This window comes from Methylobacterium fujisawaense (assembly GCF_014138435.1).
Classification (GTDB): domain Bacteria; phylum Pseudomonadota; class Alphaproteobacteria; order Rhizobiales; family Beijerinckiaceae; genus Methylobacterium; species Methylobacterium fujisawaense.
The window spans coordinates 1-19041 of the sequence record NZ_JACJIM010000012.1 but is presented as its reverse complement, the minus strand read 5'-3'; the positions used below and the strand labels follow the sequence as shown (position 1 = coordinate 19041).

The 19041-nt window shown below is 70.9% G+C and carries 13 protein-coding genes, 1 tRNA gene and 2 rRNA genes; 6 read left to right on the top strand and 10 right to left on the bottom strand.

Features of this window, described 5'->3' with window-relative positions; all coding sequences use genetic code 11:
• Positions 1-4: 4 nt before the first annotated feature.
• A complete protein-coding gene (locus GGQ91_RS26950) occupies positions 5-2269 on the top strand; it encodes a xanthine dehydrogenase family protein molybdopterin-binding subunit (RefSeq protein WP_182593231.1) in 2265 nt (754 codons plus the stop codon).
• Between the two features lie 116 nt (positions 2270-2385).
• The gene (locus GGQ91_RS26945) at positions 2386-3321 is read left to right on the top strand and encodes a dihydrodipicolinate synthase family protein (RefSeq protein ID WP_043385968.1); all 936 of its coding nucleotides are present in this window, start codon (positions 2386-2388) and stop codon (positions 3319-3321) included.
• A 94-nt stretch (positions 3322-3415) separates the two neighbouring features.
• On the opposite strand, the gene GGQ91_RS26940 is transcribed toward GGQ91_RS26945, so the two are convergent.
• Both GGQ91_RS26940 and GGQ91_RS26935 read right to left on the bottom strand, forming a co-directional pair.
• Positions 3416-5842, bottom strand: a complete 2427-nt coding sequence (locus tag GGQ91_RS26940) for a membrane-bound PQQ-dependent dehydrogenase, glucose/quinate/shikimate family (RefSeq protein WP_043385998.1) — start codon at positions 5840-5842, stop codon at positions 3416-3418.
• A 214-nt stretch (positions 5843-6056) separates the two neighbouring features.
• Positions 6057-7328, bottom strand: coding sequence for an efflux RND transporter periplasmic adaptor subunit (locus GGQ91_RS26935; RefSeq protein ID WP_182593230.1), 1272 nt, complete (start codon positions 7326-7328; stop codon positions 6057-6059).
• Positions 7329-7519: 191 nt separating this feature from the next.
• Between GGQ91_RS26935 and GGQ91_RS26930 the strand changes: the two genes are divergently transcribed.
• The 3 genes from GGQ91_RS26930 to purD all read left to right on the top strand — a co-directional run bounded on the left by GGQ91_RS26930 (position 7520) and on the right by purD (position 10522).
• Positions 7520-8743, top strand: coding sequence for an oxalate decarboxylase family bicupin (locus tag GGQ91_RS26930; protein ID WP_182593229.1), 1224 nt, complete (start codon positions 7520-7522; stop codon positions 8741-8743).
• 84 nt (positions 8744-8827) lie between these two features.
• Positions 8828-9151 carry a hypothetical protein gene (locus GGQ91_RS26925; RefSeq protein WP_182593228.1) on the top strand — a complete coding sequence of 108 codons (324 nt, stop codon included), beginning with the start codon at positions 8828-8830 and terminating at the stop codon, positions 9149-9151.
• A 96-nt stretch (positions 9152-9247) separates the two neighbouring features.
• Positions 9248-10522: a phosphoribosylamine--glycine ligase gene (purD, locus tag GGQ91_RS26920; RefSeq protein ID WP_182593227.1), complete on the top strand. Its 1275-nt coding sequence runs from the start codon at positions 9248-9250 to the stop codon at positions 10520-10522.
• A gap of 173 nt (positions 10523-10695) precedes the next feature.
• On the opposite strand, the gene ggt is transcribed toward purD, so the two are convergent.
• The gene (gene ggt, locus GGQ91_RS26915; RefSeq protein ID WP_182593226.1) at positions 10696-12465 is read right to left on the bottom strand and encodes a gamma-glutamyltransferase; all 1770 of its coding nucleotides are present in this window, start codon (positions 12463-12465) and stop codon (positions 10696-10698) included.
• 217 nt (positions 12466-12682) lie between these two features.
• The gene (locus tag GGQ91_RS26910; RefSeq protein WP_182593225.1) at positions 12683-13693 is read right to left on the bottom strand and encodes a 1-aminocyclopropane-1-carboxylate deaminase; all 1011 of its coding nucleotides are present in this window, start codon (positions 13691-13693) and stop codon (positions 12683-12685) included.
• 253 nt (positions 13694-13946) lie between these two features.
• On the opposite strand from GGQ91_RS26910, the gene GGQ91_RS26905 reads away from it, so the two are divergent.
• The gene (locus tag GGQ91_RS26905; protein WP_043385985.1) at positions 13947-14411 is read left to right on the top strand and encodes an Lrp/AsnC family transcriptional regulator; all 465 of its coding nucleotides are present in this window, start codon (positions 13947-13949) and stop codon (positions 14409-14411) included.
• Positions 14412-14449: 38 nt separating this feature from the next.
• Here the strand turns inward: GGQ91_RS26905 and GGQ91_RS26900 are convergent, their stop codons facing one another.
• From GGQ91_RS26900 to GGQ91_RS26875, 6 genes are all read right to left on the bottom strand, one after another.
• Positions 14450-15793, bottom strand: a complete 1344-nt coding sequence (locus tag GGQ91_RS26900) for a replication-associated recombination protein A (RefSeq protein ID WP_182593224.1) — start codon at positions 15791-15793, stop codon at positions 14450-14452.
• Between the two features lie 99 nt (positions 15794-15892).
• On the bottom strand, positions 15893-17350 hold the full coding sequence (locus GGQ91_RS26895) for a Do family serine endopeptidase (RefSeq protein ID WP_043347519.1): 1458 nt from the start codon (positions 17348-17350) through the stop codon (positions 15893-15895).
• A gap of 126 nt (positions 17351-17476) precedes the next feature.
• Positions 17477-17962 carry a Ros/MucR family transcriptional regulator gene (locus GGQ91_RS26890; RefSeq protein ID WP_043347515.1) on the bottom strand — a complete coding sequence of 162 codons (486 nt, stop codon included), beginning with the start codon at positions 17960-17962 and terminating at the stop codon, positions 17477-17479.
• A gap of 536 nt (positions 17963-18498) precedes the next feature.
• Positions 18499-18575, bottom strand: a tRNA-Met gene (locus GGQ91_RS26885).
• Between the two features lie 107 nt (positions 18576-18682).
• Positions 18683-18798 (bottom strand): 5S ribosomal RNA (gene rrf, locus GGQ91_RS26880).
• A gap of 166 nt (positions 18799-18964) precedes the next feature.
• Positions 18965-19041: ribosomal RNA gene (locus GGQ91_RS26875) — 23S ribosomal RNA — on the bottom strand; the annotation flags it as partial.

Here is a 19041-nt window from a genome sequence, read left to right as displayed (position 1 = left end):
CCGCATGACCGCGACCTCCACGCCCGCCTCGAACCGCCCCGCCGGCGCGATCCGGCACGGCTCCAGCATCGGCCAGCCGCTGACCCGGCGCGACGGCCCCCTCAAGGTGACGGGCCAGGCCCGCTTCTCCGCCGACAACCTGCCCCCCGGGACCCTCCACGCGGCGCTCTGCGTCGCCCGGATCGCCCGCGGTCGCGTCACCGGCCTCGACGTGGCCGCCGCCGAGGCCCATCCCGGCGTCGTGGCGGTGATGCGGCCGGGGCACGCCCCGGCGCTCGCCAAGGATCCGGATGCTAAGGACGGGCCGTTCACCTTCCGCCTCGACCTCCTGCAGAACGACCGGGTCCGCTACGCCAACCAGCCCATCGCCGTGGTGATCGCCGAGACCCTGGAGGCGGCCACCGAAGGGGCCCGGCTGCTCGCCCCGACCTACGCGGCCGAGACCCCGCGGATCGGGCTCGATTCCGGCGAGGCCTTCACGCCGGATTCGGTCGGCGTCGGCGCGCCGCCGGTGGAGACCGACGGCGACGTCGAGGCCGGGCTCGCGGCCGCGTCGAAGACGATCGCCGCCACCTACGAGACGCCGGCCCAGTACCACAATGCCATGGAGCCCCACGCGGCGGTGGCCAGCTGGGACGGGGACCGGCTGACGCTCCTGATGCCGACCCAGGCGCTCGCCATGTCGCAGGCCCGGCTCGCCGGCCTGTTCGGCATCCGCCCCGAGGACATCCATATCGACAGCCCCTATCTCGGCGGCGGTTTCGGCTCGAAGGGCGTGCCGGCCGGGCCGCAGGTGCTCGCCTGCATGGCGGCCAAGCTCGTGGGCCGGCCGGTGAAGCTCGTGCCGACCCGGACCCAGATGTACGGTCCCATGGGCCATCGCGGCCCGACCCGGCAGACGATCCGGCTCGGCGCCGACGCCGCCGGCAAGCTCACGGCGCTGGACCACCACATCCGCACCGCCTCGTCGAGCTTCGACGATTTCTTCGAGCCGGCGGGCCGGGCGACCAGCACCCTCTACGCGAGCCCCGCCATCGCCATCCGGCACGAGGCGGTGCGCCTCGACACCGGCACGCCGCTGTTCATGCGCGCCCCCGGCGAGGCCACCGGCAGCGTCGCCCTGGAGAGCGCGCTGGACGAGATGGCCTTCGCGCTCGGCATGGACCCGCTGGAGTTCCGGCTCGCCAACTACGCCGAGGTCGAGCCGATCACCGGCAAGCCGTTCTCCTCGAAGGCCCTGCGGGACTGCTACCGGCGGGGCGCCGAGGCCTTCGGCTGGGCCGGGCGGCCGCTCCAGCCCCGCCAGACCCGCGACAGGGACGGGTTCCTGGTCGGCACCGGCATGGGCACCGCCACCTTCCCGGCGCTGATCTTCGAGGGGATGGCCCGGGCCGAGATCCGCGCCGACGGCACCGGCACGGTGGAGCTCGGGGCGATCGACATGGGCCAGGGATCCTGGACGGCACTCGCCCAGATCGCCGCCGACGGGCTCGGGATCGGGATGGACGCCCTCACCTTCAGGATGGGCTCCTCTGACCTGCCGAATGCCGGGATCGCGGGGGGCTCCGGCCACACCGCCACCGCCGGCGGCGCGATCCACGCGGCCGCCGCCGACGTGATCCGGCAGCTCGCGGAGCTGGCCACCAACGACCCCGCCTCCCCGCTCTACGGCGCCGGCAATGCCGGCGTCACCGCGGCGGACGGGCGGCTCACCCGGCGCGACGATCCGGGCCGGAGCGAATCCGTCACGGACATCCTCAAGCGGGCCGGCCGCGCCAGCATCGAGGGCCAGGGCAAGGCCGGGGCCGATCCGGCCGCGCAGGCGTCCTACGCCATGCACGCCCACGGCGCGGTCTTCGCCGAGGTGAAGGTCGATCCCGATCTCGGCCAGATCCGGGTGAGCCGCCTCACCGGCGCCTTCGCGGCGGGCCGGGTGATCAACCCGCGCCTCGTCCAGAGCCAGTATTACGGCGGGATGATCTGGGGCCTGTCCTTCGCCCTGCACGAGCGGGCCGAGATGGATCCGCGGACCGGCCGCTTCCTCAACGACAATCTCGCCGAGTACCACGTGCCGGTGAACGCCGACGTGCCCGCCATGGAGGCGATCCTGGTCCACGAGGACGATGCGGTGGTGAACGCGCTCGGCGTGAAGGGCGTCGGCGAGATCGGCATCACCGGCACGGTGGGGGCCATCGCCAACGCGGTCTGGCACGCCACCGGCGTTCGGGTGCGCGAGATGCCGATCACCCTGGACAAGCTGCTGGGCTGACCGAACGGCCTGACCGAAGGCCGATCCCGTCCCGGGTGCGTCGCAGCGCCCGGGATTTTTGAGTATGGGCATACCCACCGGCGGCCGGCGGTCGCCGCAGCAGCACGGAGACCGGTATGCCTCTCACCAGCGACATTCGCGGCGTCGTGCCGATCGCCCCGACGCCGTTCCATCCGGATGGCCGGATCGACGAGGTCTCCCTCGACCGGATGACCGATTTCTTCGGGGCTGCGGCCGTCGACGGCCTGACGATCCTCGGCCAGCTCGGTGAGGCCGGCAAGCTCGACCACGCGGAGGGCCTCGCGGTGGCCAAGCGCGTCCTCGGGCGCACCCGGCTGCCGGTCATCGTCGGCGTCACGGCGCCGGGCTTCGCGGCCATGCGGGCCCTCGCCCGGGAGGTGATGGAGCTGGGCGCCGCCGGCGTGATGATCGCGCCGCCCAACACGCTGCGCACCGACGATCAGGTGGTCGGCTATTACCGCACCGCCGCCGAGGCGATCGGGCCGGACGTGCCCTTCGTGCTGCAGGATTACCCCCTCACCTTCTCGGTCCAGATGACCCCGGGGGTGATCCGCCGGATCGTGTCGGAGAACCCCTCCTGCGTGATGCTCAAGCACGAGGACTGGCCCGGCCTGGAGAAGATCTCGGCGCTGCGCGGCTTCGAGCGCGACGGCTCCATGCGCCACATCTCCATCCTCGTGGGGAATGGCGGCCTGTTCCTTGATTTCGAGACCGAGCGCGGCGCCGACGGGGCCAATACCGGCTACGCCTTCCCGGAGATGCTGGTCGACGTGGTCCGCCTCGGCCGGGCCGGCGAGCGCGACGCCGCCCACGACCTGTTCGACGCCCACCTCCCCTATCTGCGCTACGAGCAGCAGCAGGGCCCGCTGGGGCTCGCGGTGCGGAAATACGTGTTCATGCGCCGGGGAATTTTTTCATCCGACGCCCAGCGCAAGCCGTCGCAGGCGCTCACCGCGCAGGCGAAGGCCGAGGTCGAGTACCTGCTGGCCCGCCTCGCCCGCATCGACGCGCGGGCGCGGCTCGCGGGCTAGAACGCCCCCTGCCCGGTCGGAGAGCCGGGCCCTCCGGCGCCATCCGTTCCGGCGCGAGGCCGGCGATCCCCGGGCTCGCGCCGCGGGCGCCGGCTCACGGGAGCCGGAAGGCGATGACCGAATCGCCCGGCGTGGTGCCGAGCGAGCCGTGCCCGCCCGCCGCGATCACCACGTATTGCCGGCCGTCCTTGCCGCGATAGGTCATCGGCGTGGCCTGACCGCCGGCCGGCAGCGTCATGGACCACAGGACCGCCCCGGTCTGCATGTCGTAGCCGCGGATACGGTCGTCGAGCGTGGCGGCCGTGAACGCGACGCCGCCGGCCGTGGCCAGGGTGCCGCCATGAGCCAGCATACCCATGGCGAACGGGATCGGGACCGCGACCCCGCCGATCTTCTGCCCGGCGACGGTGCCGTTGCGGTGCCTCCAGGCGGTTGTGCCGTCCGCGAGGTTCACGCCGACCCGCACGCCCCAGGGCGGCGCGTTGCACGGGACGCCGAGGGCCGAGCGCATGTGCGCGATGGACACCGCGTAGGGGCCGCCGAGATTCTCGTTGCCCGGGGCGGAATCCGGATCGGTGGTGATGAGGCGCCGGTCGGGCTCGTTCGCCGGGCGCGGGAGCAGGCGGTAGAGGTAGGGCAGGTATTGCGGCGTCGCGATCATCCAGTGATGCACCGGATCGACGGCCACCGAGCCCCAGTTGAACACCCCGATATTGCCGGGCCAGATGATCGCGCCGCCTGACGCCTGCGGCGGCGTGAACGGGTTGCCGTCGTAGCGGTTCGACCGGAAGGTGAGCCGGCACTGGATCTGGTCGAAGGGCGTGACGCCCCACATGTCGGCCTCCCTCAGCGGAGCCGGCGTGAAGCGGAGCGACGAGACCGGCTGGACCGGAGACGGCGCCTCTCCCGGGATGTCGGTCCGGGTCGAGACCGAGACCTCGGAGACCGGCCGGATCGGAGCGCCGGTGCGGCGGTCGAGGACCCAGACATTGCCGACCTTGGTGGGGATCAGGATCGCCGGCACCGTCCCGTCGCCCTGCGGCAGGGTCAGGAGGACCGGCTGGGACGGATTATCGCGGTCCCACAGGTCGTGATACGTGGTCCGGAAGGCCCAGCGCAGCCTGCCGGTCTCCAGGTCGAGAGCCGCCAGGGCGTCGACGAGGGCCTCGTCCGCCTTCGACCGGGACACGCCGACCTGATCGGGCGCCCGGTTGCCGAACGGCACGTAGACGAGCCCCAGAGCCTCGTCGGCCGAAAACTGCGTCCAGGCCACCGCCGAGTTGGGCTCGTAGAGCGCACCGGGCTGCAGCGGTTCGGTCGCGTCGGGCTTGCCGGCGTCGAACTTCCAGACGATCGCGCCGGTGCGCACGTCGAAGGCGCGGATCACGCCCGACGGATTCTCCGCGTAGTAATTGTCGGCGATCGCGCTCCCGAGGACGACGAGGTTCCGGGTCACCAGCGGCGCCGAGGTCTGCTGATAGGCGGCACGCCGGAGGTTCGGCATCTGCGCCGTCAGATCGACGAAACCGTCCGCCCCGAAGGTCCGGCACGGGAGTCCGGTATCGGCATTCAGCGCGTAGAGCCGCGCATCGACCGAGGCGGCGATGATCCGGCGCGGGCATTCGGCGACCGCCGCCGCGACGGCGCCGGCCGTCGCCGGATCCGCCTCCGCCGGCGGCGCGTAGCCGGTCGAGTCGTTGTAGGACACGCCGCGACAGGTCTGGTGCTGGTACTGGCCGTCCCGCGCCATCTGCGGGTCGAAGGCCCAGACCAGCCGGCCGGTCTCGGGTTCCAGGGCCTGCACGATGTTGTGAGGCGTGCAGAGATAGAGCAGCCCGTTCACCTTGATCGGCGTGGCCTCGAAGGTGAATTCCTTCGAATCCGTCCGGCCGTCGCCGCGCAGGTCGCCCGTATGGTGCTCCCAGGCCACCGTGAGGCCCTGAACATTGCCCACGGTGATGTCCTCGAGGGCCGAGTAGCGCTGACCGAGATTGGTGCCGCCATAGGCGACCCAGTCGTCGGCCGGATAGGGGATGCCGCTCGGATCGACGGCGGCCCTCGCCTCCGCGACCTTCGGCAGGATGCCGCGCGTCTCGACCGGATCGACGAACCAGGAAGCGGTGCTCGCGGCCGCGATGAGCAGGACGACGGCCCGGAGGGCGAGCGGGCCGTTTCCGAGGCTCGGCGCCCAGGCCCGTTCGGGCGCGTCCCGCAGGCGATGCACCACGACGGGCAGGCAGAGGACCAGGCCGAGGGCGAAGATCAGGGCGCCGCGCGGGATCCATTGCCATTTGTCGAGCCCGACCTCGACGATCGTCCAGATGAAGGACGCCGCCAGAATCAGGGCATAGATCCAGAGGCCGCTCTGGCGGCGCCGGGCCAGCTGGATGCCGGAGGCCAGCAAACCGACCCCCAGGGCGAGGTAGAACGACGATCCCCCCGCGAAGGCCAGCTTCGCCCCGAAGAATGCCAGGGCCAGGCCAAGCAGCGCGATCGATAGTGCGAGGGTTCCGAGTGCCACGGTGATCAACCTGATCCTTGAGCCAGCCGGCCACGACGGCGCCGGGGGTCGACCCCGCGGCGGAGCACCGTCTGTCCGACGGCTTATGCCGGTTGTGGCTGTCCCAAGGCTGGACAGGCCCGCCTGTAGGGGGGGCCTGACGCCCGACAGGCAGCAGCAGCAGCAGCAGCGGCAGGCAGCAGCGGCCGGATCGCCCTGGACCGCGTGCCGCCGTTCACGCCCCCGCCTTGTCCTCCGGATGCAGGACGACCCTGTCACCGTCGCGCAATGAGGCCGGCGGCCCCACGACGACGCGCTCGCCGCCGTTCAGGCCGTCGCGCAACTCCAGCAGCGTGCGCGTCTGGCGGAAGATCGTGACCGGGCGCATCCGCACCACGCCGGTCCCGTCCCCGGCCGGCTCGATCATCGCCACGCGGGTCCCGTGCTGGTCGAAGATCAGGGCCTCGTTCGGCACCGTCACGGCGGGCGAGGACCGGGGGATCTCCAAAGTGACGGTGATGTAGAGCCCGGCTCGCAACGTGCCGTCCGGATTGGGGAGGTCGACCTGGGTCGCCAGCGTCCGCGCGGTGGAGAGCAGGGTCGTCGACGAGCGCGAGACCTTGCCGGGGAAGACCCTGCCGGGGATCTGCGCCACCTCGACCCTGGCGTCGAGTCCGTCGCGGACGTCGTCGGCGGCGTAGAGCGGCACGTTCACCGCCATGCGCAGCACGTCGTCCCGCGCCAGGGTCAGGAGCGGCGCGCCCGTGTTCGTGTCCGCCGTCACCGCGTCGCCGACATCGTTGTTGCGGGTGGTCACCACCCCGTCGAAGGGCGCGCGGATCTCCTCGAAGCCGGTCAGGACCTTGAGCCGGGCGACCTGCGCCTCCTGCGCGGCGATGTTGGCCTCGGCCACCTTCACGGCCGCCTTGGCGGCGTCGACATTGGCGGTCTGCGCCAGCACCCCGGCCTGGGAGGTGTCGGCGTTCTGCCGGGTCTCGACCCCGGTGCCGGCGAGCGTCGCGGTCCGCCGGTTGGTCACGTCGGCGAGGTGACGGTTGGCCTCGGCCTGGTCGACCATCGCCCGTGCCTGAATCAGCGCTGCCTGGAGCTGAAGCGCCTGCGACTGCGCCTGGACCAGCTGCTGGTCGAGGTCGGGCGCGCTGATCCGGAACAGCAGGTCGCCCTTCTTCACGTGCGTGCCGATATCGACCTTGCGCTCGACGATGTAGCCGGTCGCCCGTGGATAGAGGCCGGCGGTATCGAAGGCTTGGGTGGTGCCCGTCTGGGTCAGGCTGAAGGTGTCGGAGGCCCGGCCGGCCCGGGCGACCCGCACAGCCGGTGGCTTTGCCGCGGCAGCCGGTTCCGAACTCGCCGCCCGGGACTGTTCCGGCCAGTGGCGGTAGCCGAGGAGACCCGCGCCCGCCAGCGCGAGCAGGGCGATCCACAGGCGGCCGTGGGACGCGGCGCGGCCGGCCTCGCCCGCGGCTGAACTGTCCCGATCCGCCATCCTCGCCCTCGGGTCGCGCCCCGTGCACCGCTCGGGCGCTCGTCCCCCAATCGGGACGCGTCTGATCGTGCATTCAAGATATAGATCGCGCGCAGGCTCCGGGCGAGATGCCGCACTGCACGATGGTGCCCCGTTGCGGATCCTCCCGGCCGGCGTCCGGTTACCCTGCGACAGAGCAGGGACCGAGTGCGATGTCCGAGATTTCCAGGCGTGCCGTCATCGCCGTCGGCGGCGCGATGGTGGCGTCCTCCGCTGCGGCGCAATCCGCCGGGCCGGCCGCGCCCCTCCCCGAGCGCCGGGGCAAGGGCGCCGATATCCTGGGGCCGCAGAATAAGCCCCGGGCCGCCGAGGAGCCGTTCACCCTGGCGCCGCCCGGCACCGACCACGGCACGATGCCGAACCTGAAATGGTCGTTCAGCGACAGCCACATGCGACTGGAGGAGGGAGGCTGGGCGCGCCAGACCACGATCCGCGAGCTGCCGGTCTCGAAGGCCATGGCGGGGGTCAACATGCGGCTCAAGGCCGGCGCGGTCCGCGAGATGCACTGGCACAAGGAGGCCGAGTGGGCCTACATGATCAAGGGCAAGGCCCGGATCACCGCGGTCGACCAAGCCGGCCGCACCTTCGCGGACGATGTCGGCGCGGGCGATCTCTGGTACTTCCCGGGCGGCATCCCGCACTCGATCCAGGGTCTCGCCGCCGACGGGATCGACGGCTGCGAGTTCCTGCTCGTGTTCGACGACGGCGGCTTCTCGGAGGATTCCACCTTCCTGCTGACCGACTGGCTGGCGCACACGCCCAAGGACGTGCTCGCGAAGAATTTCGGCCTGCCCGAGAGCGCCTTCGCCCGGATCCCCGAGAAGGAACTCTACATCTTCCCCGGGCCGAAGCCCGGCCCGCTCACGGCCGACCGGATGGGCGGCTCGGGCCCGGTGCCGAAGTCGTTCAGCCACCGGATGCTGGCGCAGGAGCCGATCCGCACCCGGGGCGGCAGCGTGCGCATCACCGATTCCACGGTGTTCCCGGCCTCCGTGACGATCGCCGCAGCGCTGGTCGAGGTCGAGCCCGGGGGCCTGCGCGAGCTGCACTGGCACCCGAATGGCGACGAATGGCAGTACTACCTCTCGGGCAAGGGCCGGATGACCGTGTTCGGCTCGGAATCGAAGGCCCGAACCTTCGACTACCAGGCCGGCGATGTGGGATACGTGCCCTTCGCCATGGGCCATTACATCGAGAATACCGGCGACACGACACTGACCTTCTTGGAGATCTTCAAGAGCCCGCGCTATGCCGATATCTCCCTGACCCAGTGGCTGGCTCTGACCCCGCATCCCCTGGTCCAGGCGCATACCGGGCTGGATCCCAAGCTGGTCGAGACCCTTCCGGAGACGAAATCCCCGGTCGTGCCGGGTTGACGCGGCCCGGAACCCGGACCGATCCTGGCGCGTCGAGTTCGAAAGACCACGCGATACATCGCGATACGTTGCACGGAGGGACCCATGCGCCCCGCATCCCGCGCGCTCCTCGCCCTGGCGCTCGCCCTCCCGGTCGGCGCCGCCCAGGCCCAGGTGCAGCAGAACGACCCGAACGCCGCCAACGCCTCGTTCGCCCTGCAGGGTCAGATCCGGGCGCTCAACCAGCAGCGGGTCTCGGACTTCAATACGCTGAACCAGACGATCCAGCGCAACGTCCAATTCGAGTCCTTCGGACCCGTCCTGCCCTATCGCGGCATCCGGGGGGGAGTCCATGGAGGCCGTCATCTCGGTCGCCACGGGGGTGGGCGGCGCGGTGGCGTCAACACGGGCGTCTGCATCGGCTGCTGAGCGGCCGGGATATCCGCGCAGAGCGGGGACAGCCCGAAAAAAACCTTTGCCCACCGGCAGGCTTCGCCCACAAGCTCGGTCCATGGTGGCGTGCGCATGAACATTCTCCTGATCGGCTCCGGCGGCCGTGAACACGCCCTGGCGTGGCGGCTGGCCCAGAGCCCCCTCTGCACGCGCCTGTTCACGGCGCCCGGCAATCCCGGCACGGCCCGCCATGGGACGAACCGGCCGGACCTGGCCGTCACGGACCACGCGGCGGTGGCGGCCTTCTGCACGGCGGAATCGATCGGCCTCGTGGTGGTCGGGCCGGAAGCTCCCCTGGTCGCCGGGCTGGTGGACGACCTGAAGGCTGCCGGGATCCGTGTCTTCGGGCCGACCCGCGACGCCGCCCGGCTCGAGGGCTCGAAGGGGTTCACCAAGGACCTGTGCGCTGCCTGCGGCATCCCCACCGCCGCCTTCGCGCGCTTTACCGAACTGGAGCCGGCGCTGGCTTATGTCCGGCAGCAGGGGGCCCCGATCGTCGTGAAGGCGGATGGCCTCGCCGCCGGCAAGGGCGTCACCGTGGCCGAGACCCTCGACCAGGCCGAGGACGCGCTGACCGCCCTGTTCGCCGAGCCCGGCGCCGAGGTGGTGGTCGAGGAGTGCCTGTTCGGCGAGGAGGCGAGCTTCTTCGCCCTGTGCGACGGCACGCGGGCCATCTCCCTCGGCACCGCCCAGGACCACAAGCGGGTCTTCGACGGCGACCGCGGTCCCAACACCGGCGGCATGGGCGCCTATTCCCCCGCCCGGGTGGTCACTCCGGAGATCGAGGCCCGGGTGATGGCCGAGATCATCGCCCCGACGCTCGCCGGCATGCGGGCGCGGGGCTGCCCGTTCACCGGCATCCTCTATGCCGGCCTGATGCTCACCGCCGACGGCCCCAAGCTGATCGAGTACAACACCCGTTTCGGCGATCCCGAGGCGCAGGTGCTGATGCCGCGCCTCGCCTCCGACCTCGTGCCGGCCCTGCTCTCGGCCTGCGAGGGCGACCTCTCCGGCGTAAGCCTGGAATTCGACGCCCAGCGGGCCGCCCTCACCGTGGTGATGGCGGCGGCGGGCTATCCGGGTGCCGTGGTCCGGGGATCGGTGATCCGCGGCGTCGATGGGGCCGAGGGCGACGGGGTTCACGTCTTTCAGGCCGGCACCCGGGCCGAGGGCGGGCAGCTCCTGGCCGATGGCGGCCGGGTCCTGGCGGTCACGGCCTTGGGCGACAGCGTCACGGACGCTCAAGGTCGCGCCTACGCGGCGGTGGCCCGGATCGACTGGCCGGAGGGTTTCTGCCGGCGCGACATCGGGTTCCGGGCGGTGGCACGGGAGGCCGGAGAGGGCTGAGCGGCAGGGTCCGCGGGCGCACGAGCCCGGGGCCCTCCCCCTTTTCCGGCGCACCGCAGGCGCGCCCCGCATCGGCCGGCAGATCCGCGCCTGCACCGTTGAGGGTGCTGGTGAGCGGGTTCCGCCGCGCGGTTCCGCCACGACGGGGTTGTTCCGATACAGCCGACCGCGCCCTATTCTCCAACCGCCGCGCCGGCGGGCCTCCGGTTGTCGTTGGCGCCGTAGAGCAGTCCCGGCCGCATCCCCTGCGTGCGCGAAGCATCGTTGCCCGAGGACGTCGCCTCGGGGAGCGCGGGCGCCGCGGCGCGTACCGCGATCAGCTCCTGCGCCCCCCAGGGCTTCTGCTCGACGAGCGTGTGGCCCATGCTCCGCAGGATCGCTTGCGTGTCCGCCGAGAGCGCGAAGGGCTCGGCGTAGACCGTGTCGGGTAGCCACTGGTGGTGGATGCGCGGGGCGTCCACGGCCTCCTGCGGCGCCATGCCGAAATCCAGCATGTTGATCAGCGTCTGCGCGGTGATCGTGATGATCCGCGAGCCCCCCGGCGAGCCCGCCACCAGCGCGACCTTGCCGTCCCGCAGCACGATCGTGGGCGCCATGGAGGAGAGCGGGCGCTTGCCGGGCTCGATCGCGTTCTTCGTCCCCTGCACGAGGCCGAACAGGTTCGGCACCCCGGTCTTGACGGTGAAGTCGTCCATCTCGTCGTTGAGGAAGAACCCCGTATCGGCGGCGATCACCCCGGCGCCGAAATAGCCGTTGATCGTGTAGGTCAGCGCGGCCGCGTTGCCGGCCTTGTCCATCACCGAGATGTGGGTGGTCTCGGCCCGCTCCCGCGTCTCCAGGCCGGGATCCGGGCGGATCTCGGCGGACGGGGTCGCCCGGTCCGGGCGGATCGAGGCCCGGAGCGTCTCCGCATAGGCCGGCGACAGGAGCCGGTCGACCGGGTTCGCCACGAAGGCCGGATCGCCGAGCAGAAGGTTGCGGTCGGCATAGGCGCGCCGCATGGCCTCGACCATCAGGTGCACGCTTCGCGCGGAGTTGAACCCCGCCGCCCGCAGGTCGTAGCCGTCGAGGATGCCGAGGATCTCGCAGAGCGTGGTGCCGCCCGACGAGGGCGGCGGCGCCGACAGGACGGTGGCGCCCCGGTAGCGGCAGGTCAGCGGCTCGGATTGCGTTACCGTGTAGGCGGCGAAGTCGGCCGCCGTCAGCAGGCCGCCGCCCGCCCGTGAGGCCGCCTCGACGGCCTCGGGGATCGCACCCTTGTAGAACGCGTCCGAGCCGTGATCGGCGATGGCCTGGAGGGTCCGGGCGAGGTCGGCCTGGACAAGCCGGTCCCCGGGGCGCCAGGGGCTGCCGTCCGGGCGCAGGAAGATCCGGGCGACGTTGGCCTGGGCTGCGAACAGCGTGGTGCCGGATTCGAGGATGTCGGTGTCGCCCCGGGTCAGCACGAACCCGTCCCGGGCGAGCGCGATCGCCGGCGCCATCACCCGGGCCAGCGGCAGGGTGCCGTATTCGGCCAGCGCGGTATTGAGGCCGAGCACGGTCCCGGGCACGCCGGCCGCCTTCCAGCCGCGCAGGCTCGCGCCCTTCACGACGGTGCCGGTCGCGTCGAGGTACATATCCCGGGTCGCGGCGGCCGGGGCGGTCTCGCGGAAATTGACGAAGCGGCTGCGCCCGTCGGCGGCGTGCAGCACCAGGAAGCCGCCGCCGCCGAGATTGCCGCAGCAGGGGTTCACCACCGCCTCGGCATAGGCCACCGCCACCGCGGCATCCACGGCGTTGCCGCCGGCCCGGAGGATGTCGGCGCCCACCTGCGAGGCGAGGCGCTGCGAGGAGACCACCATCCCGTTCTCGGCCTCCACGGCCGGCCCCGAGGCGGCCCGCGCGGCGGGGCCGCCCAGGGCGAGCAGGGCGGCCAGGAGCAGCGCGCGTGCCGGTGCCATCATCCCTGCCCTCTCCGGTGCGGGTCCCGCGCCGCCATATAGGGGACTGCAGGCCAGAGTCGCGGCCTCCACCCTCCCCCTCATCCCGAGGCGCCGGAGCGAAGCGGAGGCCTCGAAGGAGCCTTCCAGAGGACGCTGCGATCCCTGGAGCCCTCCTTCGAGGCCCGCTGCGCGGTCACCTCAGGATGAGGCGATGGATGGGAGGCGCGTTCGCCCCGGCTCAGCCATTGCGGAACGTGTAGCTGTAGCCGTTCAGCGCCGGCGCGCCGCCGAGATGGGCGTAGAGCACCTTCGAGCCCTTCGGGAAGAAGCCCTTCTTCACGAGGTCGATCATGCCCTGCATCGACTTCCCCTCGTAGACCGGGTCGGTGATCATCCCCTCGAGCCGGGCCGAGAGCCGGATCGCGTCCACGGTCTCCTGCGAGGGCACGCCGTAGACCGGGTAGGCGTAGTCCTCGTTGAGCACCACGTCGTCGGCGACGATGTCGCCCGCGCCGACCAGGGCGGCGGTGTTCTGCGCGATGTCGAGGACCTGGGCCTTGGTCTGGGCCGGGGTGCAGGAGGCGTCGATGCCGATGACGTTGCGGGCGCGCCCGTCGGCGGAGAAGCCCACCAGCATGCCGGCATGGGTCGAGCCCGTGACCGTGCAGACCACCACGTAGTCGAAGCGCAGGCCCATCTCGGCCTCCTGCTTGCGCACCTCCTCGGCGAAGCCGACATAGCCGAGCCCGCCGTATTTGTGCACCGAAGCGCCGGCCGGGATCGCGTAGGGCTTGCCGCCTTCGGCCTCGACCTCGGCGAGCGCCCGCTTCCAGCTGTCGCGGATGCCGATGTCGAATCCGTCATCCACGAGCTGCGTCTGCGCGCCCATGATCCGCGACAGGAGGATGTTGCCGACCCGGTCGTAGACGGCGTCCTCGTGGGGCACCCAGGCCTCCTGGATCAGCCGGCACTTCATGCCGATCTTGGCGGCGACCGCCGCGACCATGCGGGTGTGGTTCGACTGCACGCCGCCGATCGACACCAGCGTGTCGGCGCCGCTCTTGATCGCGTCCGGGACGATGTATTCGAGCTTGCGCAGCTTGTTGCCGCCATAGGCGAGGCCGGAATTGCAATCCTCGCGCTTGGCGAAGATCTCAACCTCGCCGCCGAGATGAGCCGTCAGGCGCTTGAGCGGCTCGATCGGCGTCGGGCCGAAGGTCAGGGGATAGCGCTCGAACTGTGCCAGCATCGGGTCTCTCCAGATCTCGGGACGCGCCCGGGGGCAGGAGCGGTCTCCGTCCGGCCCGGATGCATCGAGGCGAGGCCCCGAGAACGGCCGGGCCGTGAGCTCCCGGCTCCGTCTTCGAGGCGCAGGGAAAATTACCCGATTTGCAATGAAAGGTGCTCTCGATCTTTGGGCGTCGAAGGCCGGTCTCTTGCGTTGCCAAGCCAAACTCACGCAGGAAAGTCCGGTTTTCCAGTCGAACATGAAAGAATCGTCCATGTCCGAAGGGCTCGACCGGATCGACCAGAAGATCCTGCGCCTGCTCCAGGCGGACGGTCGGATGGCCAATGCCGAGATCGCCGAGCGGGTCGGCACCAGCGCGGCCACCTGCCACCGCCGGATCCAGCGCCTGTTCGCGGACGGGTTCGTGCGGGCGGTCCGGGCGCTGATCGATCCGATGCGGGTCGGACGCGGTACCCTGGTCTTCGTCGGCGTCGTGCTCGACCGCTCGACCCCCGAGAGCTTTTCCGAATTCGAGGCTGCCGTGCGGGCGATTCCCGTGCTCCTCGACTGCCATCTCGTGGCCGGCGACTTCGACTACATGCTGAAGATCCGGGTCTCCGACATGGCCGACTTCAACCGCCTCCACAGCGCCACGCTGATCGGCCTGCCGGGGGTGCGCCAGACCCGGACCTTCTTCGTGATGAAGGAGGTGATCGACAACGCGCCCCTCGACCTATGACGCTGTCTTCGCTGCGCTCGCGATGACGTCGGACGCCTCTACGCCTCCCCGCGCCGTTGCTTGCGCAGAGCCTCCCACCGGTCGAGGCGCTCGGCGAGGCGGGTCTCGTAGCCGCGCTCGGTGGGCTCGTAGAGGTGCTGGCGCCCCAGCGCGTCGGGCCAGTAATCCTGTCCCGAGAAGGCATCGGGCTCGTCGTGGTCGTAGCGGTAGCCCTCGCCGTAGCCGATCCGCTTCATCAGCTTGGTCGGCGCGTTGAGGATGGTCCGCGGCGGCGGCAGGGAGCCCGCCTCCTTGGCGAGCCGGGTCGCGGCCTTGTAGGCGGTGTAGACCGCGTTCGATTTCGGCGCGCAGGCGAGGTAGATCGCCGCCTGGGCGAGCGCCAGCTCCCCCTCCGGACTGCCGAGGAAGTCGAAGGCGTCCTTGGCGGCGTTGGCCACCACCAGGGCCTGCGGGTCGGCGAGCCCGATATCCTCCACCGCCATGCGCACCAGCCGGCGGGCGATGAACAGCCGGTCCTCCCCGGCATCGAGCATCCGGCAGAGGTAGTAGAGCGCCGCGTCCGGATCCGAGCCGCGCACGGTCTTATGCAGGGCCGAGATCAGGTTGTAGTGGCCCTCCTGCGCCTTGTCGTAGATCGGCGCCCGCCGCTGCACGATGGCCTGCAGGGCCTCCGCGTCGAGAGTCTCCCCCGGTTGCGCCGAGCGCCACACCTCCTCCGCCAGGGTCAGGGCCGCCCGCCCGTCGCCGTCGGCCATGCGGACCAGCACGCCGCGCGCCTCCTCGGAGAGCGGCAGGGCTCGGCCCGTCAGCGCCTCGGCCCGCACCAGCAGCCGCGCGATGGCGCCCGGATCGAGGGCCCGGAACAGCAGCACCCGGGCCCGGGACAGGAGCGCGGCGTTCAGCTCGAACGAGGGGTTCTCCGTCGTCGCCCCCACCAGCGTGACGGTGCCGTCCTCCATGACCGGCAGGAAGGCGTCGAGCTGCGCCCGGTTGAACCGGTGGATCTCGTCGACGAACAGCAGGGTCGCCTGTCCGGTCGCCCGGCGCTTGCGCGCGGCCTCGAACACCTTGCGCAGGTCGGGCACGCCCGAGAAGATCGCCGAGATCTGCTCGAAATGCAGGTCCGTGCCCTGCGCCAGCAGCCGCGCCACGGTGGTCTTGCCGGTGCCGGGCGGTCCCCAGAAGATCAGCGAGCCGAGGCTGCGCCCGCGCAGCAGGCGCGTGAGCGCCCCGCCCTCCCCGGTCAGGTGCTCCTGGCCGACGACCTCGGCAAGGCTCTGCGGCCGCAGGCGGTCTGCGAGGGGGCGGCCCGCCTCGGTGCCGGAGGCGCGGCCGGAATCCGGCGCGGAGGGCGGCTCCGCGGAAGCGAACAGGTCGGACATCTGCGCATCAACACCGGGCGCGACCGGCGGCGCAAGCGGCGCGCCCGACCTTGCCCACGCTTGCCCACGGTTGCGAGCCGGTGCCGGGCTCGCCCGGGATCAGCCGCCGAACACCGAGGTCAGGACCTCGCCGTTGCGGTTGATCGCCACTTCCCAGGAATTGAGGCTGTTGCGGGTGACCCGGTCGAGATCCTTGGTGGTCGCCATCGGCACGCCGTTGACCGCTACGATCACGTCCCCCTTCTGCAGCCCCACCCGGGCGGCGATGGAGTTCTCGTCCACGGCCTGCACGGCCACACCGTCGGCGGGGAAATCGACCTGCATCTCCTCGGCCACCGCGGGCGAGGTGTTCACGAGCGTCGCGCCCAGGAACGGCGAGCGGGTCTTCACCTTGAGCATGTCCCGCGGCCGCGTCTCCGGCGCCGGAGCGAGCTTGACCGCCACCGTCTGGCGGGTCGTGCCGCGCAGGATCCCAAACCGGGCGTTGCCCTGGATGCCCTTGAGGGCGAAGCGGTAGCCGAAGGCCTCCGGGTCGGCGACTTCCTGGCCGTCGACGGTGAGGATCAGGTCGCCGCGCTTCAGGCCCGCCTCCTCGGCGGGGCTCTTGGCCTGCAGGCTCGCCACCAGCACGCCGGTCGGGTGGTCGAGGCCCATGCTGTCGGCGATGTCGGGGGTCACGCTCTGGATGCGCGCGCCGAGCCAGGGCCGGCGCACGATGCCCGCGCCGTCGCGGGCGGCATCGACCACGGCCTTGACCATGCCCACGGGAATCGCGAAGCCGATGCCGTGGCTTCCGCCCGACTGCGAGTAGATCGCGGTGTTGATGCCCACGAGCTGGCCGCGCAGATCGACCAGCGCCCCGCCCGAATTGCCCGGGTTGATCGCCGCGTCGGTCTGAATGAAATACTGATAGTCCGCCGAGCCGACCTGCGTGCGTGCCAGCGCCGAGACGATGCCCTGCGTCACCGTCTGGCCGACGCCGAACGGGTTGCCGATCGCCATCACGAAGTCGCCGACCTCGAGGGCGTCGGCGTCGCCGAACGGCATCGGCACGAGGCCCTTCGGCGGTTCCTTGATCTTGAGCACCGCGAGATCGGTGCGGGTGTCGCGCATCACGATCGTGGCCTCGAACTCGCGCCGGTCCGCCAGGGCGATCCGAACCTCGTTCATGTTGTCGATGACGTGGTTGTTGGTGATCACGAGCCCGTCGGCATCGACCAGCACCCCCGAGCCCAGGGACCGCTGCGCCCGGTCGCCCCGGGGTCCGCGGCCGCCCTCCGGCTCGCCGAAGAAGCGGCGCATGAACTCCTCCATGGCGCTGGTGCGCGCGCTGGAGCGCTTGTCCACGTGGGACGCGTAGACGTTCACCACCGAGGGCGCGGCCCGCTTCACCACGGGGGCGAAGGAGAGCTGCACGTCGGCCTTGCTGAGGGGCACGACCTTCGCCGTGCCGTCTTTCGCAGGCTCCCGGGTCTCCGTACGCGCCATCTGCGCCGCGGCCGGGCTGGCGGCCAGCAGGGCTGCGACGAGGGCGGGCAGGGTGAGGCGGGTCAGCATGCAGGTCTCCGGCGTCGGGGCGGGCGCGCCGTCCAGGCCGAGAGAAGGCAGGCGCACCTTGTGGCCCTACGCTATCGAGGCCGATTGCGGCAGGGCGACGACACCTTCACGGCAAGCGGTGCGTCGTCAGACGGCCTCCTTGCTACGGGTCCGCCGCTTCCCGATGGGTTGCGGCGCGGGCTCAGGCTCGGGGGCCGGCGCCGCCGTCGCCGCGCGCGGCTGCCCCAGTCCCAGGGAGCGGGCGAGCTGCGAGCGTTGCTCGGAATAGCTCTGCGCGGTCATCGGGTAGTCGGGGGCGAGGCCCCACTTGGCGCGGTAGGCCTCCGGAGTCAGGCCGCGCAGGGTGAGATGGCGGCGCAGCGTCTTGTAGGGCTTCCCATCCTCGAAGGAGATCAGGAAATCCGAGGTGATCGAGCGCCGGATTTCCTGCGGGGTCGCCTTGGTGGCCGGGGTGGGGGCGCCGGCATCGCAGATCCCTCGGATCGCCGCATGCACCTCGTTGAGGAGGCCGGGCAGATCCGCGCTCTGCACGTGATTGTGGCTCACATAGGCCGAGACGATCTCAGAGGCGAGAGTGACGAAGCGGAGGGAACCGTCGGTCGACTGAGCCATGTCTCGTGCGTTGCCTTCTCGTGATGACGAAGCTCGCCAGAACGCAAGCACTGCGTCGCGATTCGGGCGCCTGATACAATCGCATTCCGAAGATGGGTCAAGTCTTAAATTCAGGATCGGGGTATAAGGGTCCAAACAACGCAAGAAGAGTGATTTTGATCGCTCAACCTCAAGGAGTAATGCCTGCCAGGGCGTCGCTTGTGCGCAATCGATATTGCCACTTTGTCCTTCCGAGTCGGATATGGCCGTCTTCTACAGCCGGAGGGATGCGGCGGCGCGGGCTATAGAGCTTTCAAGCCCGCGGCTACCCGTCGATTGTGCGCTCAGGATGCATTTCCAGCCGCTATCGCGAGCGGGCGAAAGCAACTCCAGCGAGCCTTCTCGGGTGATGGGCGCTATGCGGCGCGAGAGGCCCTGTGGATTCTGGGCGTCGCGGCGGCCGACCTGAAGTCGGGGCAGCTCAGATCCCTCGGCGCAGAGGGGGCGGCCGAACGAAAATCCCGCCGCGCTTTTGGGCGCGGCGGGTTCTGTGTGTTTGGTTGCGGGGACAGGATTTGAACCTGTGACCTTCAGGTTATGAGCCTGACGAGCTACCGGGCTGCTCCACCCCGCGCCAAGAGTGTTTCGGCGTGTCCGGGGCGCCTGCCGCGATGGGCGGTGGCGCTGTCATCCGGGGCCGGATCGGTGTCGTGTCGAGGGAATGCCGATTGCGATGGGCGGGTCTGGCGGCGACCGACTCTCCCGTGTCTTGAGACACAGTACCATAGGCGCTGGCGTGTTTAACGGCCGAGTTCGAGATGGGATCGGGTTCTGGGCACGCCGCTCAGGCCACCAGACCGGCGCATCGCAATTCTTTTGGGACTCGGCGGCGCAGGGTGCTGCGACGGCGAGTGTTGTGTTCGGCAAGCATGCAGCGTCGTCGCTGCGGGTCTTCGTTGTGGCGTGTGTCTCTGGTTCGCCCGCCTTGCGGCGGCCGATCCAGTTCGGACACGGATCACGAGAGCGATCAAGCCAATCGGGCGATTAGTACCGGTCGGCTCAACGCGTCGCCGCGCTTGCACCCCCGGCCTATCGACGTG

Bases quoted from the DNA above. Each gene is read 5' to 3' on its own strand.
- ggt (WP_182593226.1), bottom strand. From the start codon at position 12,465: ATGATGGCACCGGCACGCGCGCTGCTCCTGGCCGCCCTGCTCGCCCTG.
- purD (WP_182593227.1), top strand. From the start codon at position 9,248: ATGAACATTCTCCTGATCGGCTCCGGCGGCCGTGAACACGCCCTGGCG.
- GGQ91_RS26895 (WP_043347519.1), bottom strand. From the start codon at position 17,350: ATGCTGACCCGCCTCACCCTGCCCGCCCTCGTCGCAGCCCTGCTGGCC.
- GGQ91_RS26900 (WP_182593224.1), bottom strand. From the start codon at position 15,793: ATGTCCGACCTGTTCGCTTCCGCGGAGCCGCCCTCCGCGCCGGATTCC.
- GGQ91_RS26925 (WP_182593228.1), top strand. From the start codon at position 8,828: ATGCGCCCCGCATCCCGCGCGCTCCTCGCCCTGGCGCTCGCCCTCCCG.
- GGQ91_RS26950 (WP_182593231.1), top strand. From the start codon at position 5: ATGACCGCGACCTCCACGCCCGCCTCGAACCGCCCCGCCGGCGCGATC.
- GGQ91_RS26890 (WP_043347515.1), bottom strand. From the start codon at position 17,962: ATGGCTCAGTCGACCGACGGTTCCCTCCGCTTCGTCACTCTCGCCTCT.
- GGQ91_RS26905 (WP_043385985.1), top strand. From the start codon at position 13,947: ATGTCCGAAGGGCTCGACCGGATCGACCAGAAGATCCTGCGCCTGCTC.
- GGQ91_RS26910 (WP_182593225.1), bottom strand. From the start codon at position 13,693: ATGCTGGCACAGTTCGAGCGCTATCCCCTGACCTTCGGCCCGACGCCG.
- GGQ91_RS26930 (WP_182593229.1), top strand. From the start codon at position 7,520: ATGTCCGAGATTTCCAGGCGTGCCGTCATCGCCGTCGGCGGCGCGATG.
- GGQ91_RS26935 (WP_182593230.1), bottom strand. From the start codon at position 7,328: ATGGCGGATCGGGACAGTTCAGCCGCGGGCGAGGCCGGCCGCGCCGCG.
- GGQ91_RS26945 (WP_043385968.1), top strand. From the start codon at position 2,386: ATGCCTCTCACCAGCGACATTCGCGGCGTCGTGCCGATCGCCCCGACG.